This is a genomic window from Tistrella sp. (assembly GCF_002684955.1).
GTDB lineage: Bacteria > Pseudomonadota > Alphaproteobacteria > Tistrellales > Tistrellaceae > Tistrella > Tistrella mobilis.
The window spans coordinates 22803-39845 of sequence record NZ_NYWI01000036.1; the positions used below are offsets into that span (position 1 = coordinate 22803).

Sequence of the window (17043 nt, forward strand, 5' to 3'; positions counted from 1 at the left end):
GCGCGTGCCGTCGGGTCCGGTGGAAGCGAGGTGACGACATGGGCGAGCCGCGACAGATGGGAGCGGTCAACTGGCGGGGCTTCGCGACCCTCTATTTGCGCGAGGTGCGCCGCTTCGTGAAGGTGGCGGGCCAGACCCTGACCGCACCGGTGGTGACGGGTCTGCTGTTCCTCGCGATCTTCTCGCTCGCCCTCGGCCGGGCGGTCGAGACGGTGGGCGACGTGCCCTATCTGGAATTCCTGGCGCCCGGCCTGATCATGATGCAGGTGGTCCAGAACGCCTTCGCGAACTCGTCTTCGTCGCTGATGATCTCGAAGGTGCAGGGCAATATCGTCGACGTTCTGATGGCGCCGCTTTCGGCCGTCGAGATGACGCTGGGCTATGCGCTGGGGGCGGTGACCCGCGGTGTGACCGTCGGCATCGTCCTCATCGCGGCGATGAGCCCCTTCGTGCATTTCGAATTCGCCCATCCGGGCTTCGTGATCTATCACCTGGTCGCCGCCTCGGCGATGATGGCGCTGATCGGCATTCTGGTGGGCGTCTGGGCCGACAAGTTCGACCAGATGGCGGCGATCACCAACTTCGTGATCACCCCGCTTTCCTTCCTGTCGGGCACCTTCTATTCGGTCGAGCGCCTGCCCGAAGGCTGGAGCTTTGCGGCGCATCTCAACCCGTTTTTCTATATGATCGACGGGTTCCGCTATGGCATCACCGGCCATGCCGACGGGTCGGTGCTGGCGGGCATGGCCGTGCTGGCCGGCGTCGACCTGGTGCTTGGCATCGCCTGCTGGCGGGCGCTGGCCCGCGGCTGGAAGCTCAAGGCCTGATCCGGCGGATCGTCCGCGACGGTCGTGGCCGGCAGGCCTGCCGGATGCGGCCGTCTTCGGCGTTGCGTCGACCTCTTTCCGTTCCGTCTCTCCAACCGTAATCGGTTCCGCGATGTCCTCATCCACTCTGGCGCTCGTCGTGCGGCATCCCAAGCTGAAGGCCCTCTATGGCCTCTGGCTCCGGCTGTGCGCCGGCGGCAGCTTTCCCGCTCTCGACGGCATGTCGCCGGCCGACCTCAGGCCCTGGCTCGACAACATGGCCATCCTGGGTCTGGACGAAACCGGCGGTTACGTCTATCGCTATTACAGCCCCGCTTATGCATCCGCCTTCGGCGGCGACCTGACCGGCTGCACCCTGGCCCGGATCGCGGCCGACCGGGCCGCCGTGCTTGCCGCCGAATACGATGCGGTGCGCGCCGACCGGCTGCCGGTCTCGCGGGTGTACACGGCGATGTTCGACGGCGAGCAGCAGACCTGGGAACGTCTGGTGCTGCCCTTCTTCGATCTCGACGGCGAGGTGAGCAAGCTCCTCGTCGCCGCCTACAGGGTGGACGCATGACCGCACGGCGCCCCTATACGCTGCCCGATCTGGACCCGCGCCGCGAGCCCGAGCAGGACAACGCCATGCCGCCGCGTGCCGAGGAATTCGGCCTGTGGTGCGCGATGACCGACCGCCCCTTCCGTCTGATCAAGCTGGCGCTGGACGATAGCGGTCAGCCGGAATGGGCGATCGAAGCCCATCCCGGCACCGAGCAGGCGGCCGTCATCTATGCCACCGGCACCATCGACGAGGCGCAGGCGCTGGCGGTTGCCTATGGCTTCCTGGCGGGGGTGGAATGGTCGGAAGCGGCCCTTGCCCCGGCGCTGGAGCCCGAGGATGGCGAAGACTGGCCCGACGAGGCGGAAGCTCTCGCCCTGGCTCTGTCCATGCCCCTGGTTCTGCCGCCGCCGCTGATGGAAGGCGAACTGCTGACCGCCGAGGTGATCCCGGGCGAAGAGCCGGTCTTCGACTTCCAGGCGCTGGCCGCCGCCAATGAAGCAGATGCCGAGGCAGAGGCGGTCGATATGGCCGGGCCCGTCGCTGAAGAGCCCGTCGCCGAAGAGTCTGAGACGGCACCCGTCGCTGATACCCTCGATGATGACGATGCCGACACGGATGCGGTCGAGCCTGCCGGGGATATGGCGGACGAGGACACCGCGGTCGAGCACGCGGCGGAGGATGTCTCCGAAGCGCCGGTCGATGCCGATCCGGCGTTCGATGACGCCTCTGCGGACGAGGAGGCGGATCCTCTCGACGATATCGTTGATGACGATCTCGACGACGCGGACGCCGATGATGCCTTCGAGGCCGAGGCGGATGACGTGGCGGCCGCAGGTGAAGAGGCCGGTGAGGACGGGGTAGCCGAGGACGGGGCAGCTGAGGACGAGCCGGAGAGCTGGGACGACGCCGGCCAGGATGCCGGCTATGTCCTGCCTGCCCTGGCCCTGCTGGCGACCTCGGAAGCCGAGGACGATCCGGCGCTGGACGAGGGCGTGCTGGCCGACAAGACCCGCAAGCTTGAAACCGTGCTCAGGAACTTCCGGGTGCGCGGCGAGATCATGGAGGTCCGGCGCGGACCGTTGGTGACCCTGTTCGAGCTGGAGCCGGTGCCCGGCACCAAATCCTCGACCGTGATCAACCTCGCCGACGACATCGCCCGGTCGATGAGCGCCATCACCGCGCGCATCGCCGTGGTACCCGGACGCAGCGTGATCGGTATCGAGCTGCCGAACGAGTCGCGGGCGACCGTCTATCTCCGCGAAATCCTGGCCTCGCCCGCCTATACCCAGGCGCATCACCGCCTGCCGCTGGCGCTGGGCAAGAATATCGGCGGCGAGCCGGTGGTGGTCGATCTGACCCGCATGCCGCATCTGCTGATCGCCGGCACCACCGGATCGGGCAAGTCGGTCGGCATCAATGCCATGATCCTGTCGCTGCTCTACCGGCTGCCGCCGGAACAGTGCCGGCTGATCATGGTCGACCCCAAAATGCTGGAACTGTCGGTCTATGACGAGATCCCGCATCTGCTGACCCCGGTCGTCACCGACCCCAACAAGGCGGTCGCGGCACTGAAATGGGTCGTGCGCGAGATGGAGAGCCGCTACCGCTCCATGTCGCTTTTGGGCGTGCGCAACATCGAAGGCTATAACGGCCGGGTGGCCGAGCTTGCCGAGCGCGGCGAGCAGGTGACCCGCCGGGTGCAGGTCGGCTACGACAAGGCCAAGCAGGAGCCGATCTTCGAGGAGCAGATCGTCGATCTTGAACACCTGCCCTATATCGTGGTGGTCGTCGACGAGATGGCCGATCTGATGCTGGTGGCGGGCAAGGAGATCGAGACCCTGATCCAGCGGCTGGCCCAGATGGCCCGCGCCGCCGGCATCCATCTGATCATGGCCACCCAGCGGCCCTCGGTGGACGTGATCACCGGCACCATCAAGGCCAATTTCCCGACCCGGATTTCCTTCCAGGTCACCAGCCGCATCGACAGCCGCACCATCCTGGGCGAAGCGGGGGCCGAGCAGCTTCTGGGCCAGGGCGACATGCTGTTCATGGCGGCCGGCGGGCGCATCACCCGCGTCCACGGGCCCTTCGTGAGCGATCGCGAGGTCGAAGAGGTGGTCGAGCATCTGCGCGGCCAGGGCCGGCCCGACTATGTCTACAGCGTCACCGAAGAGGATGACGGCGATGGTCCGGTCGAGGGGCTGCCCTCCGACGATGTCGCGGCCGAGGGGGAGGATGACGGCGATATCTTCGCCCAGGCAGTCTCGCTGATCCTGCGCGAAGACAAGGTCTCGGTCAGCTTCATCCAGCGCCATCTGCAGATCGGCTACAACCGTGCCGCCCGGCTGGTGGAGCGGATGGAGTCCGAGGGCATGATCAGCCCGCCCGACCATGTCGGCCGGCGCCAGATCCTGGTCAATGCCCGCAACTATTTCGCCGAGCGTCGCCAGCAGAGCTGAGCCCCGGGGCTTCACGGGGTCGCACCCCCGGTTCCGGGCTTGAACGACCGACGGGCCGTCCTATTCTCTCCCCTGACGGGAGAGGGCAGGGCGGCCCTTCACGTTTCAGGCTTGTTTGACGTTTCAGGCTCTGTGTCTCAGCCGGAAAGGCGCGCATCATGACCATCGGCAGGATCCTGGCGGCAGGTATCGCCGTAACCGCGGCGGCCACGATCGCGGCTGTGGCGGTGCTGCCGGCCTCTGCCCTGCCGCGCAGCACCGGCGGTGAGGCGTCGACACAGGCGACGGCGGAGGTGGGCGGCATGACGGCCTATGATTTTTCCCTGCCGGCGATCGATGGCGGCACGATCGACATGGCGGCCTGGCGCGGCCAGCCGCTGCTGATCGTCAACACCGCCTCGCTCAGCGGCTTCACCCGGCAGTATGAAGGGCTGGTGAAGCTCTGGCAGGACTATCGCGACCGCGGCCTGGTGGTGGTCGGCGTCCCCTCGGGTGATTTCGGCGGCCAGGAATACGACGAGGCCGGTCGCACCAGGGAATTCTGCACCGTCACCTATGGCGTCGATTTCCCGCTGGCGGAAAAGCAGACGGTGCGCGGCAACGAGGCGCATCCGCTGTTTCGCTGGCTGACCGCCTCGCTTGGCGACGACGCGGCGCCGCGCTGGAATTTCCACAAATACCTGATCGATGCCCAGGGCCGGGCGGTAAAGAGCTGGCCCTCGCGGGTGGAGCCGACCGATCGTGAGATCGTCTCGGCGATCGAAGCCGTCCTGCCTCGGCGGCAGGCCAGACTGGACTGAGCCCCCTTCAGAGGGCCAGGCTCCCTTCAGACGTCCCGGGGCATCGTGCCGCCCGAAAGCCGCCGCGCTGCAATCCGGGCGAAGCGCAGGGTCAGCGCCTTGCGGCGGGCAGGGGCGAGCGGCGGGCGTGGTTTCGCCTCGCGCAGGATCGCCGCCTCGAAGGCGTCGGCCAGGATCAGCCCCTCGTCTTCGGGCAGGATCTGCTGCGGAAAATCCGGGGCGACGGCGAACAGGAAACGGTCGGCCCAGCCGGCATATTCCGGCCATTTCCGGTCGGTGCGAAAATCCGCGGCGCCGCTCTTGATCTCGATCAGCGTGAACTGCCCCTTGGCGTCGAGCGCCATCAGATCGGCCCGCCGACCCGAGGCGAGCGGAAATTCGGCGAGCACGGCCATATCCATCGCCTCTTCCAGCATCCGCCTGGTTCCGGCGGCCACCATGGCCGCGATGCCCGCGACCGAATTGCCGGCAGCGGGGGTCTTCGCCTCGTCGTCCATCACAATCTGTAGGCCTCTGCAAGTCTGACGGCGGTTTCGATCGCAAGCGCATGGCGGCGTGCCAGGGCCTCGACATCCTCGTCATAGCCGCCACCCAGCACCGTGGCCACCGGAATGCCACGGGCGAGACACCGGTCGAGCACGAGATGCTCTCGGGCGGCCAGGCCGCGATCGGTCAGCGCCAGCCGGCCCAGCCGGTCGTCCCGATGCGGATCGACCCCCGCCAGATAGATGACCAGATCCGGCCGGGGCGCGTCCAGAAGCCCGGGCAGGGCGTCTTCCAGCTGATCGAGATAGGCCGCGTCGCCGGTGCCGTCCGGCAGCTCGATATCGATGGTGCTGCGGGCCTTGCGGACCGGGAAGTTGCGGGCCCCGTGCATCGAGAAGGTCACCGCCCAGGGCTGATCCTCCAGAATGCGGGCGGTGCCGTCGCCCTGATGAACATCCAGGTCGATGATCACCACCCGTCCGGCCCGCCCCGTGGCATGTGCGTGACAGGCGGCCACGGCGACGTCGTTGAACACGCAGAACCCGGCACCGAAACCCGCATGGGCATGATGGCTGCCGCCGGCGGTGTTGCTGGCGATGCCGCGGGCCAGGGCTGCCTCGACCGCCGCGACCGTGCCGCCCACCGATGCCGTCGCCCGCATCACCACCGGCGGGGTGACGGGCACGCCGATGCGGCGGATCGCCGTCGGATCCAGCCGGCAGGCCAGCACGTCGGCGACGTAATCGGGCGTATGGGCCCGCTCCAGCAGGGCCGCCTCGGCAGGTTCAGGCACGATATGGCAAAACCTGTTGGCGAACGGCCCCCGGTCCAGATGCGCCTTCAGGGCCGCGAACTTGCCGATCGGGAAACGGTGTCGTGGCGGGAAGGGCACAGTGTAGCAGGAATGATGCACCAAGCTCAGACTCATTCGACGCAACCCTTGACCTGACCCCGTGTCGCGAAACATTAAGGATGCTGTGACAATATGTGGCGTCAATCCGGTCCGCCCATCATGGATCGTAAAACGGCCGCAGGAGTTGAGCGACGGAGGGCACGCCGGAGGCCGCCCGTCGCGAAGCCCGATCGGCCGGAACGGCGCCGGTTGCCTGTTTTTCCCGGCCGGTTTCGGGAGTATTCTCGAAGCCGCGCCTTCGTGCGAAGCCTGCCGCCATTCCCCTCGCCGGGCGGCGTGGAGAAGGTGCAGGCTCGCGAAGCACAGCGGGGGTTGCATGATCTCCGAATGGCAGCGTGAGCTGCGGTGCCCGACCGTCTGAAACCCGGCCGGATACCGGAAATCACGCGCCAGAAGCCCTGATGCAGGCCGTGTTCTATGGTGGGCATCAAGGGTGACGAAAAAGCCACGACGATGACTCGGGCATCATCTGCCGTATTCGATAGGATGCCCGGCAACCACCCCAACGGCTTCACCAAGGAGGGTAATCCATAATGAACGCGCTGAACCGCATTGCCGTGGTCGGCCTCGTTGCCGGCAGCATCTCTGCCTGCGGTCTGATCGACCCCGACAGCATCGCGCAGACCCCGGCCCCGGCCGATCCGTTCCTGGCGGCGCTGTCGGACGAGTATCTGGCGCTGGCCCGCGCCGAGCGCGCCGAGTTCGACTGGGTCGACGGCGACGTCTTCGCGCAGAAGGGCGAGTGGGCCCGCGAAGGCACCATGGTGCCGCCGGAGCAGCTCTCCGACTGGTACCTGCCGGCCGCCTCGGTTCCGGCCCTGTCCTCGGCCCGTCAGCGCCTGATGACGCAGCTGAACGGCGGCGCCACCTCGGCCAAGCCGGTTGCGGCCGCCAAGGCCCAGGCCGGCTTCGACTGCTGGGTCCAGGAGCAGGAAGAGAACCATCAGCCCGAGGACATCGCGGCCTGCCGCAAGATGTTCGAGGATGCGATGGCCGAGCTCGAGGCCAAGGCCGCCCCGGCGCCGCAGCCGGTCGCCGTGGTGAAGCCGGTCGAATTCCAGATCTTCTTCCCGTGGGACAGCGCCCAGCTGCACGGCCAGGCCTATGACATCATCCGTGATGCGGCCCAGGCCTATAAGGAGCGCAAGTCGGTCGCGCTGCGTCTCGACGCGCACACCGACCGTTCGGGCCCGATCCCGTACAACGACCGGCTGTCGACCCGCCGCGCCGAGTCGGTGACCGCCGAGCTGGTGAAGCTGGGCGTGCCGCGCAACGCGATCACCGCCGTTGCCCATGGCGAGCGTGACGTGCCGGTGCCGACCGCCGACGGCGTGCGCGAGCAGCGCAACCGCGTCGTGATCATCCGTCTGGCGCAGTGATCCCGGCGGATCCTGACCGATGCCGGCCCGGGTGACCGGGCCGGAGATCGCGAAGACGACAGAAAGGGTGGATCCGCTCCGGCGGGTCCACCCTTTTTTCGTCGGGGGACGTGGCCCTGCGGGTTTCACGGTGCGGGTGCAGCCATTCGGGCCGTGACATGTTCTGTCACCGGACAACCGGGCCGGGATCAGGCATGGTGGGCTCGGAACATCTGACAGACCGTATCCTGGTCCCCGGGGAGAGAGGCGCGGATGATGAAGAAGATCCTGATTGCAGCTGGGGTGCTGGTGGTCGTGCTGGCCGGCGCCGCGATCGCGGCTCCCTTCCTGATCCCGACCGAGGCGATCGTGCAGCGGGTTACCGCCGAGGTGGAGGCCCGCACCGGGCGCAAGCTGGTGATCGAGGGGGATGTCGGACTGAACGTTCTGCCCGATCTTGCGGTCCGGGTGGACGGCGCCCGCTTCGCCAATGCCCCCTGGTCGGATGCCGGCGACATGGCGCGTATCGGCCAGCTTCAGGTCGAACTCGCCCTCTGGCCGCTGCTGTCGGGCGATGTTCAGGTTCGGCGTTTCGTGCTGGACGAGCCGGTGATCCGGCTGGAGCGCAACGCCGATGGCGCGGCCAACTGGCAGATCCATGCAGGCGGACAGACGAGCACGGGCACCCTGACGCCGGCGGCACCCGCGGCCGGCGGGTCGGCCCCGGCTGCCCCGGCTGCAACGCCGTCTTCCGGTGGCGGGCTCTCGGGTCTCAGCCTCGGCGAGGTGAAGATCACCAACGGCACGGTCATCTACACCGATGCCATGAGCGGCACCGACGAGCGGCTCGACGATGTGAACCTGACCCTTGCCGCCCCCGATCTCGAGAGCAGCCTGACGCTTGCGGGCGATGCCAGCTGGCGGGATCAGCCGGTGACGATTTCGGCCGAGGCGGGGCAGACCCGGGCGGTGCTTGAAGGCGGCAAAACCCCCGTCAGCCTGGATCTCGGCCTGGGTGAGGGCAAGATCCATCTCGCAGGCGATGCCAATCTTGGTGCCTCTCCGGGCTTCAACGGGACGGCCGGGCTGTCGCTGCCCGATCTCCGGTCGATCATCGCCGCCGCGGCCCCCGGGCCGACCCTGCCGGATGGCGTCGCCACCCGGCTGAACCTCGACGGCAGGATCGACGCCACGGCGACGCGGGTCGCCCTCACCGACATGAAACTGGGTGTCGACGACATCGAGGCCACGGGCTCGCTCTCGGCCGATATCGCAGGGCCGCGCCCGAAGATCACCGCCGGCCTGACCACCGGCGATCTGGTGCTTGATCGCTATGTCGCAGGCGGATCATCGGAGGCCGGTGCCGGGAACGGCGCGGCCGGGACGGACAAGGCCGCGGGCGGCTGGAGCGACGATCCGATCGATCTCTCCGCCCTGGGGCTGCTCGATGCCGATGTCACGCTGAATGCGACCTCGGTCAGCCTCGGCGATACCAAGCTGGGGGCGACCGAGCTCCGCCTGGCCCTCGATGACCGGCGGGCGCGGATCGAGGTGCCGAAGACCACGCTTTATGGCGGCAGCGGTTCGGCGACCATCGGCCTGGACGGCCGGGCGGCGCCTGCGTCGATGAACGTCAAGGCCACCTTCAGCGGTCTCGACATGCTACCGCTGCTGAAGGCGGCCGCCGGTTTCGACCGTCTTGAAGGCAAGGGCCGGCTGGAGGCCGATCTGACGGCGCGCGGCAACAGCCAGCGTGCCCTGATCGGGGCGCTCGGCGGCAAGGGGCTGTTCGAATTCACCGACGGCGCGATCCGCGGCATCAACATCGCGGCGCTGATCCGTGATCCGACCGGTGCCCTGCGCGGCGAGACGTCCGATGCGCGCAAGACCGATTTCGCCCGCCTGGCCGGGACCTACACCCTCGACAAGGGCATCCTGACCAATCGCGACGCCGAGATGCAGGCGCCGCTGCTGCGGGTCGGCGGGCAGGGGACGGTCGATCTGCCGGCGCGGCGGATCGACTATCGCATCGAGCCCAAGGCCGTGGCCAATCTGGAAGGCCAGGGCGGACAGACCGGGCTTTCTGGCGTGATGGTGCCGGTTCTGGTTCAGGGCCCCTGGGACAACCTGTCGTTCCGGCCCGATCTGGAAGGGACGGTCAAGCGCACGCTCGAAGATCCCGACGCCAGGCGCAAGGCGCTCGACGACGTGCGCTCGGGCAATTTCGGCGATGCGCTGAAGGGGCTTCTGGGGCGCTGAGATCGTCCCGGGCGCGGGCCGTAAGGATCGCGCAAGCCGTGGGTAAGTGGGGTGAAAGCCCGCATGGGTAGGCTGATGACGTGGCGCGGGACGGTGCCGTCTGCGCCGCCACATCGGATCAGCTTCCCAACTGCCCTCTGGAGTCTCTCCCCATGTCGTTTGCCCGTCTGTTTGCCGCCGTCGCGGCCCCCGCCGCGGTTCTGACCATCCTGGCCGCACCGGCCCTGGCCAGCACGACCTGCACCAGTGCCCCCAAGGACAAGTGGATGTCCGAAGACCAGATGAAGGCGAAGATCGCCGAGATGGGCTACAAGGACATCCGCACCTTCAAGACCACCAAGGGCAATTGCTACGAGATCTATGGCCACGACAAGGAAGGCCGGAAGGTCGAGGTCTATTTCGACCCGACCGATGGCCATATCGTGAAGCAGGAGATCGATTGAGCCATGGCTGCGGGGATCGAGGCGGCCGCACGGCCGGGCGGGCCCGGGGTCCGGGTCTGGGATCCGGTCGTGCGTGCCTTCCACTGGATGACGGTCGTGGGCTGCGTGCTCGATCTGGGGCTGCTTGAAGAAGGCGAAGCTCCGCATCGTCTGGTCGGCTATGTGCTGGCGGGGGTGCTGGCCATACGGATCCTCTGGGGATTCGTGGGCACGCGTCATGCGCGCTTCGCCGACTTCATCCCCGCGCCGCGTCGGCTTGCCGGCTATCTCCGGGACCTTCTGGCCGGACGCGCGCGCGACTATGTCGGACACAATCCGGCGGGTGCGGTCATGATGCTGGCGCTGATGGCCCTGCTGGCCGTGGTCACGGTGACGGGCATCATGACGACCACCGATACCTTCTGGGGTATCGAGTGGGTGGAAGGGCTTCATGAGGCCGCGGCCGAGGCGATCATTCCGCTCGCCCTGGTCCATGCTGCGGTTGCGATCCTGGAGAGCCTGTTCGGCCGGGTCAATCTGGTCGCAGCCATGGTCACCGGCCGCAAGCGCTGGCGCCGCTGAGCCGCTCCGCCCGGCTACCCCTATCTGCTGTCGCCGCATCGCCGCGCCCCGCGCGGCGGTGCGGTTTTTTTCGGCAGGGGACGCCTGGAAAGGCGGGATCGCATGCACCTTGGTCGGCAGCACTTTGCGGCCGGTGGCGACGGCGCTAGGCTGTCGAGCCACCCTTGCCGGTGGCAGATCGCCCGTGCCCGGAGCCGCCCTTCATGACCGAAGTCGACATTGCCCCCGATATTGGCGTCAGCCTCCAGCTCGTGGTTGCGACGGCAGCGATCCTCGGCAATATCGCACTGCATACAATTGCGACCGTTGCAGTGATCGCCGGGCTCCGGCGCTTCGAGCCGACGATGTCGAAACTTCTGGGCGATGCCTTTATTGCGGTTCCGATGATGGTTGCGGCCGCCACCCTGGGGATGCTGGTCGCCCATACCATCGAGATCTGGGGCTGGGCGGTGATGCTGCTCTGGCTGGGTGAGTTCTCGAACCTCGAATCCGCGCTCTATTTCTCGGTGGTGACCTTCAGCACGCTTGGCTATGGCGATATCGTGCTCGACCACCAGTGGCGGCTGCTGGGGGCGATGGCCTCGGTCAACGGTATCATCCTGTTCGGCTGGACCACCGCCGTGGTGGTGGCGGTGCTGACCAGCGCGATCGAGCGCCATGACGAGCGCCGGTCGGCGCGCAAGGCGCGGGAGGGCCAGCCCGAAGGGCATCATGCCTGGCAGCCCTGGCATCCGCATGCCCCATGGCGGCCGCATATTCAGGACGTGCGCCACCGCGCCGACCATATCTCGGACCATAACGCCGGCGCGGGCGACTGATCGGGCCCCCGCGCTCAGGGCACCGGCGGCGGGTTGCGGGCGGCCATGGTCCGCTGCTGATGCCAATAGGGATAGGGTGGGCTGACGGCGCTGGCGGCGTCGAGGCGGGCAATCTGGTCGGTGTCGAGCATGATCTCGCCTGCCGTCAGATTGGCCGCCAGCTGCTCCGGCGTGCGGGCGCCGATCACCAGTCCGGAAATCCCCGGCCGGCCCAGCAGCCAGGCGAGGGCGAGGCGGGGAATGCTGTGCCCCGTCTCGGCCGCCAGGGCCTCGAGCACGTCGGTGATGGCATAGAGCCGTTCGTCCGGCACCTGCCAGCTGGCATCGGTCGCGGCCCGGCTGTCGGCCGGTGCCGGGCGGTTGCGGCCGACACGGCCCGAGAGCCTGGCCCCGCCGAGGGGGCTCCAGACCAGGGTGCCGACCTTCTGGTCGAGCCCGAGCGGCATCAGCTCCCATTCGGCATCCCGGGCGACGAGGGAATAGTAGACCTGGTGCGCCACCGGCCGTGGCAGACCCAGGCGGTCGGCCGCCGCCAGCATCTTCATCAGGTGCCAGCTGGAATAGTTCGAGACCCCGGCATAGCGGATCTTGCCGTCACGGATCAGCGTGTCCAGCGCATGCAGCATCTCGTCGACCGGCGTCACCGCATCGAAAGCGTGAAGCTGGTAGAGGTCGATCCGGTCGGTGCCAAGCCGCTTCAGGCTCGCCTCGCAGGAGGCGATGATCCGGCTGCGCGAGGTGCCGAGATCATTGGGGCCGGGCCCCAGCGCCATGCCGGTCTTGGTCGCGATCAGCAGCTGGTCGCGCCTGCCGCGGATCGCCTGCCCCAGGATTTCTTCCGACCGGCCGAGCGAGTAGCTGTCGGCGGTGTCGAACATGGTGCAGCCGGCATCCAGCGCCAGATCGACCAGCCGGGTGGCCTCCGCCACCCCCGTCTCCCCCCATTTGCGGAAGAACTCGGTGCCGCCGCCGAAGGTGGCGGTGCCCAGGATCAGTGCCGGGACCTTCAGCCCCGAACCGCCGAGCGTGCGGTATTCCATGGATCGTCCTCCCCGGTTGCGGTCTGCCGCGCAAGGCGGCAAACCCGCAGCAGAGCGGAAGCGGACGGTCGGGTCACCCCCAAATCGGCCGGGGGGCAGCCTGAGCGGAATTCACCCTGGTGAGGGATCAGCCCTGGCGCAGCCGCGCCACCAGCCCCTCGGCCCCGGCCGTGACCTGGGCCCAGGTGAGGTCGAAGCCTGCGTCTGCGCCGTAATAGGGATCGGCCACCGCCTGCCCCAGCCGGCCGGGGACATGATCCAGCATCAGCGACATCTCTGCCGTGGCCCCGGCGGGGGCTAGGCGGCGCAGCGCCTCCAGATTCTCGTGATCCATGGCGACCAGATGGGTGAAGCGGGTGAAGTCGGATCCCTTCACCTGACGGGCACGATAGCCGCTGATATCGATGCCGTGACGGGCGGCCACGGCCCGGGCCCGTCCGTCGGGCATCTCGCCCGCATGCCAGCCGCCGATGCCGGCGGAGTCGATCACCACCTCCAGCTCCGCCGCCGCGGCCGCCCGGCGCATCGCGGCTTCGGCAAGAGGAGAGCGGCAGATATTCCCCAGGCAGACGAACAGAATGGCGGGCGGTGTGGTGGCCATGATCGGGTTCCGGTGACGGTGGCTGGCATGAAGCTTTCTCTGCCGCATTGCGGCGAAAGGAGCAAGTCTCCGCCTTGTGATGCCGCGCCGGCAGCCTTACCAATAGATGGAGGCGGTGGCGGATGGCACGACCCCGCGGAAGAGCAGGGAGCAGGGTGTGAGCGACGACGACGGCATGACGCGCGGTCCCGCCAGGGCGGCCAACGGCAACGGGTCCGACGCAGCCCTGAAAGACGACATCCGCTTCCTCGGCCGGATCCTGGGCGACATCGTCCGCCTCAACGAGGGGGCGGAGGTCTTCGATCTGGTGGAGCGGATCCGCCAGACATCGATCCGCTTCCATCGCGACGAGGATCGTGCCGCCCATGACGAACTCGATGCGCTGCTGGGTGGCATGGACACGGTGCAGGGGCTGAAGATCGTCCGCGCCTTCAGCTATTTCTCCCATCTCGCCAACATCGCCGAGGATCAGGACCGGTTGCGCCAGTCGCGCGCCGGCATGCCCGACGGCGACGGTCCGGCGGCCGGAACGCTCGACTATGCGATGGCGCGCGCGGCGACCGACGGGCTCGATCCCGATCGGCTGGCGGCCTTTTTCGACACGGCGCGGGTGGGGCCGGTGCTGACCGCCCATCCGACCGAGGTGCGCCGCAAGAGCACGCTGACGCGTGAGGCGGAAATCGCCCGCCTGCTCGACCGCCGCGACCGCGAGCGGCCGCAGGGCGAAGAGGCGGCGGCGATCGAGGAAGAGGTCACCCGGGCGGTGCTCACCCTCTGGCAGACCGCCATGCTGCGCCGCACCCGCCTGACCGTGATCGACGAAGTGGTCAACGGGTTGAGCTATTACGACGAGACCTTCCTGACCGAGGTGCCGGCCGTTCACGCCCGGGTGGAAGACATGCTCGCCCGCCGCGCCGGCAGCACCGCCGAGGCGCGGGCGGGTGTCGCCTCGTTCCTGAAGATGGGCAGCTGGATCGGCGGCGACCGCGACGGCAACCCGTTCGTGACCGCCGACGTGTTGCGCACGACCATGCGGCTGCACACCCGCCAGGCGATGAAATTCTATCTTGCCGAATTGCACGAGCTGGGGGCCGAACTCTCGCTGTCGGCGACGCTGGTGCCGGTGAGCGACGATCTGGCGGCGCTGGCTGCGGCCTCGCCGGTGACGCCCGAACATCAGCGCCAGGAACCCTATCGCCTGGCGGTGGCCGGCATTCATGCCCGGATGGCGGCGACGGCGGTGGCCCTCGACGCGGCCGATGCGGTGACCCGCCCGGTGCCCGCGGCGCCGCGCTATGCCGATCCGGCCGGGCTTGCCCGGGATCTCGACATCGTTCATGAGAGCCTGGTGGCCAATGGCTCGGTTCTGCTCGCCCGCGGCCGGCTGCGGCGTCTGAGGCGGGCGGTCGACTGTTTCGGCTTCCATCTGGCGGTGCTTGATCTGCGCCAGAATTCGGCGGTGCATGAACGCACGGTGGCCGAGCTGCTGGAGGTGGCCGCCCCCGGCACCGACTATCTGTCGCTGGACGAGGAGGCACGCATCGCGGTTCTGGAGCGCGAGCTTGCGACCACCCGGCCGCTGGTGTCACCCTTCGCAAAATATTGCGAAGAGACCACGGCCGAATTCGCAATCTTCGCAGAGGCGGCGGCGACCCATCGCCGCCTCGGGCCCCAGGCGATCGAGAACGTGATCATCTCGAAGACCGATGGGGCTTCGGACCTGCTGGAACTGGCGCTGCTGCTGAAGGAGGTCGGGCTGGTGCGGCCCGATGGAACCGCCGCAGTGAATATCGTGCCGCTGTTCGAAACCATCGCCGACCTCAGGGCCGCACCGCAGATCATGCGGCGGGTCTTTGCCTGCCCGGCCTATCGCCGCCTCGTCGCCTCGCGCGGTGAGATGCAGGAGGTCATGCTGGGATATTCCGACAGCAACAAGGATGGCGGTTTCGTCACCTCGCGCTGGGAACTCTACAAGGCGGAGACGGAGCTGGTCGCCTGCTTCCGCGAGGCCGGGGTGGCGCTGCGCCTGTTCCACGGGCGCGGCGGGTCGGTCGGCCGGGGCGGCGGGTCGGCCTATGACGCGATCCTGGCCCAGCCGGCCGGCGCTGTGGGCGGCCGGATCCGGGTCACCGAACAGGGCGAGATCATCTCAAGCAAATACGCCAATCCGGGCCTCGGCCGGCGCAACCTCGAAACCTTCGTCGCCGCCACGCTGGAAGCGAGCCTTCTGCCGCAGCCGGCCTGCGCCGATCTCGACGCCGACATGGCGGCGATGGAAGAGCTGTCCGACACCGCCTTTGCCGCCTATCGGGCCCTCGTCTACGAAACGCCCGGCTTTGAAGACTATTTCTGGGCCTCGACCGTCATCACCGAGATCGCCTCGCTCAATATCGGCAGCCGTCCGGCCTCGCGCAGCCGCACGCGGCGGATCGAGGATCTGCGTGCGATCCCCTGGGTGTTCTCGTGGTCGCAGTGTCGGGCGATGCTGCCCGGCTGGTACGGGTTCGGGGCGGCGGTGACCGCCTGGCGTGACCGTCATGGCGATGCCGGGCTCGACCGGTTGCGGCGGATGTATCGCGACTGGCCCTTCTTCACCACGCTGCTGTCGAACATGGAGATGGTGCTGGCCAAGACCAGCATGGCGATCGCCTCCCGCTATGCCGAACTGGTGCCCGACGAGGCGCTGCGCGAGGCGGTGTTCGGCCGGATCCGTGCCGAATGGCAGTCGTCCGAGGCGGCACTTCTGGCGATCACCGGTCAGACGATGGTGCTGGAGCGGACGCCGCAGCTGGCGCGGTCTATCCGCGACCGCTTCCCCTATCTGGATCCGCTGAACCATGTTCAGGTCGAAATGTTGCGCCAGCACCGGTCGGAGGCGGGCAGCGACCGCCATCTCTCCGGCATCCATCTCACCATCAACGGGATCTCGGCCGGGCTGCGCAACAGCGGCTGACCCCGCAGATCCGGGGAGGCATGTCTCCGGTGCATGACATCGACACCGCGCTGCTGCGCAGTTTCGTTTCTCTGGCGGAAACGCGCAGCTTTTCGCGCACCGCCGAACGGGTCGGACGGTCGCAATCGGCCGTCAGCACCCAGATCCGCAAGCTGGAGGATCTGGTCGGCTGCACCCTCTTCGACCGGGACAAGCGCAATGTTCGCCTGACCCGCGAGGGCGAGGTGCTGCTGGGCTATGCCCGCCAGATGATCCGGCTGTCGGATACGATGCTCGACCGGTTCCGCACGCCCGAGATCGCGGGCGAGGTCCGCTTCGGCTCGCCCGAAGACTTTGCCACGCGCTATCTGCCCGAGATCCTGGCGGCCTTCGCGGCCGCCCATCCCCGCATCCGGCTGGATGTGAACTGCGATCTGACCCTGCATCTGATCGACGGGCTGAAGGCCGGGCGCTACGACCTGATCGTCATCAAGCAGGATCCCGACGATCTGCATGCCGACAGCATCCGGCTCTGGCGGGAACATCTGGTCTGGGTCGGCGGGCCGGAGATGAGCCCCGAGACCCCCTTTGCCGAGGTGGCCGAGGCGGCATCGTCCGACCCGCTGCCGCTGGTGCTGTCGCCGCCGCCCTGCGTCTACCGGGCCCGTGCGACCCGCGCGCTGGCCGAAATCGGCCTGCCCTGGACGGTGGCCTATTCCAGCCCGAGTTTTGCCGGTGCGGTCGCGGCGGTGAAGGCGGGGCTGGGCTTCACCGTGCTGCCCCGGACCATGGTGCCCGAGGGGTTGGTGGGGTTCGATTCCCGCCGCGGATGGCCGGCGCTCAGCGATGCCGAGATCTGCCTGCTGTCGGTGCCGCGGCCGGATCCGGCCACCGATGCCCTTGCCGGCTTCATCCGGGAACGGGTCCAGACTTATCGATAAACGTGATAAGATTGATTAGATAAATCCGTTTCACGGATTTTTCTGCATATGCGAAAAGCGGTCA

15 protein-coding genes are annotated in these 17043 nt (G+C 68.0%); 11 read left to right on the forward strand and 4 right to left on the reverse strand.

What is annotated here, in order from left to right; translation table 11 throughout:
* Positions 1–38: 38 nt before the first annotated feature.
* The 4 genes from CMO28_RS12580 (at position 39) to CMO28_RS12595 (ending at position 4627) form a co-directional block, all read left to right on the forward strand.
* Positions 39–827: an ABC transporter permease gene (locus CMO28_RS12580; protein WP_296713937.1), complete on the forward strand. Its 789-nt coding sequence runs from the start codon at positions 39–41 to the stop codon at positions 825–827.
* Positions 828–939: 112 nt separating this feature from the next.
* The gene (locus CMO28_RS12585; RefSeq protein WP_041604788.1) at positions 940–1386 is read left to right on the forward strand and encodes a PAS domain-containing protein; all 447 of its coding nucleotides are present in this window, start codon (positions 940–942) and stop codon (positions 1384–1386) included.
* Positions 1383–3827, forward strand: coding sequence for a DNA translocase FtsK (locus CMO28_RS12590; protein WP_296713940.1), 2445 nt, complete (start codon positions 1383–1385; stop codon positions 3825–3827). The genes CMO28_RS12585 and CMO28_RS12590 overlap by 4 nt, the downstream gene beginning before the upstream one ends.
* A gap of 158 nt (positions 3828–3985) precedes the next feature.
* The gene (locus CMO28_RS12595) at positions 3986–4627 is read left to right on the forward strand and encodes a glutathione peroxidase (protein ID WP_296713942.1); all 642 of its coding nucleotides are present in this window, start codon (positions 3986–3988) and stop codon (positions 4625–4627) included.
* Between the two features lie 26 nt (positions 4628–4653).
* Here CMO28_RS12595 and CMO28_RS12600 read toward each other — a convergent pair whose 3' ends face one another.
* Positions 4654–5124: an MmcB family DNA repair protein gene (locus CMO28_RS12600; RefSeq protein ID WP_062768589.1), complete on the reverse strand. Its 471-nt coding sequence runs from the start codon at positions 5122–5124 to the stop codon at positions 4654–4656.
* Positions 5124–6041, reverse strand: coding sequence for a histone deacetylase (locus tag CMO28_RS12605; protein WP_296713944.1), 918 nt, complete (start codon positions 6039–6041; stop codon positions 5124–5126). The genes CMO28_RS12600 and CMO28_RS12605 overlap by 1 nt, the downstream gene beginning before the upstream one ends.
* A gap of 518 nt (positions 6042–6559) precedes the next feature.
* Between CMO28_RS12605 and CMO28_RS12610 the strand changes: the two genes are divergently transcribed.
* The 5 genes from CMO28_RS12610 to CMO28_RS12630 all read left to right on the forward strand — a co-directional run bounded on the left by CMO28_RS12610 (position 6560) and on the right by CMO28_RS12630 (position 11465).
* Complete coding sequence (locus tag CMO28_RS12610; RefSeq protein WP_014743926.1) at positions 6560–7405, forward strand: OmpA family protein; 846 nt, start codon at positions 6560–6562, stop codon at positions 7403–7405.
* A 252-nt stretch (positions 7406–7657) separates the two neighbouring features.
* The gene (locus CMO28_RS12615; protein ID WP_296713946.1) at positions 7658–9643 is read left to right on the forward strand and encodes an AsmA family protein; all 1986 of its coding nucleotides are present in this window, start codon (positions 7658–7660) and stop codon (positions 9641–9643) included.
* Between the two features lie 152 nt (positions 9644–9795).
* Positions 9796–10086 carry a PepSY domain-containing protein gene (locus CMO28_RS12620; protein ID WP_296713948.1) on the forward strand — a complete coding sequence of 97 codons (291 nt, stop codon included), beginning with the start codon at positions 9796–9798 and terminating at the stop codon, positions 10084–10086.
* A 3-nt stretch (positions 10087–10089) separates the two neighbouring features.
* Positions 10090–10647 (forward strand): cytochrome b/b6 domain-containing protein, encoded by a 558-nt coding sequence (locus CMO28_RS12625; protein WP_296713950.1) that lies wholly within the window; start codon positions 10090–10092, stop codon positions 10645–10647.
* A gap of 203 nt (positions 10648–10850) precedes the next feature.
* A complete protein-coding gene (locus CMO28_RS12630; protein ID WP_062768603.1) occupies positions 10851–11465 on the forward strand; it encodes a potassium channel family protein in 615 nt (204 codons plus the stop codon).
* A 14-nt stretch (positions 11466–11479) separates the two neighbouring features.
* Here the strand turns inward: CMO28_RS12630 and CMO28_RS12635 are convergent, their stop codons facing one another.
* Positions 11480–12505 carry an aldo/keto reductase gene (locus tag CMO28_RS12635; RefSeq protein WP_296713953.1) on the reverse strand — a complete coding sequence of 342 codons (1026 nt, stop codon included), beginning with the start codon at positions 12503–12505 and terminating at the stop codon, positions 11480–11482.
* A gap of 127 nt (positions 12506–12632) precedes the next feature.
* A complete protein-coding gene (locus CMO28_RS12640; RefSeq protein ID WP_296713955.1) occupies positions 12633–13106 on the reverse strand; it encodes a low molecular weight protein-tyrosine-phosphatase in 474 nt (157 codons plus the stop codon).
* Positions 13107–13281: 175 nt separating this feature from the next.
* Here CMO28_RS12640 and ppc point away from each other — a divergent pair, with 175 nt between their 5' ends.
* Both ppc and CMO28_RS12650 read left to right on the forward strand, forming a co-directional pair.
* On the forward strand, positions 13282–16059 hold the full coding sequence (gene ppc / locus CMO28_RS12645) for a phosphoenolpyruvate carboxylase (RefSeq protein ID WP_322111344.1): 2778 nt from the start codon (positions 13282–13284) through the stop codon (positions 16057–16059).
* Positions 16060–16079: 20 nt separating this feature from the next.
* Positions 16080–16979, forward strand: a complete 900-nt coding sequence (locus CMO28_RS12650) for a LysR family transcriptional regulator (RefSeq protein WP_296713960.1) — start codon at positions 16080–16082, stop codon at positions 16977–16979.
* Positions 16980–17043: the final 64 nt, after the last annotated feature.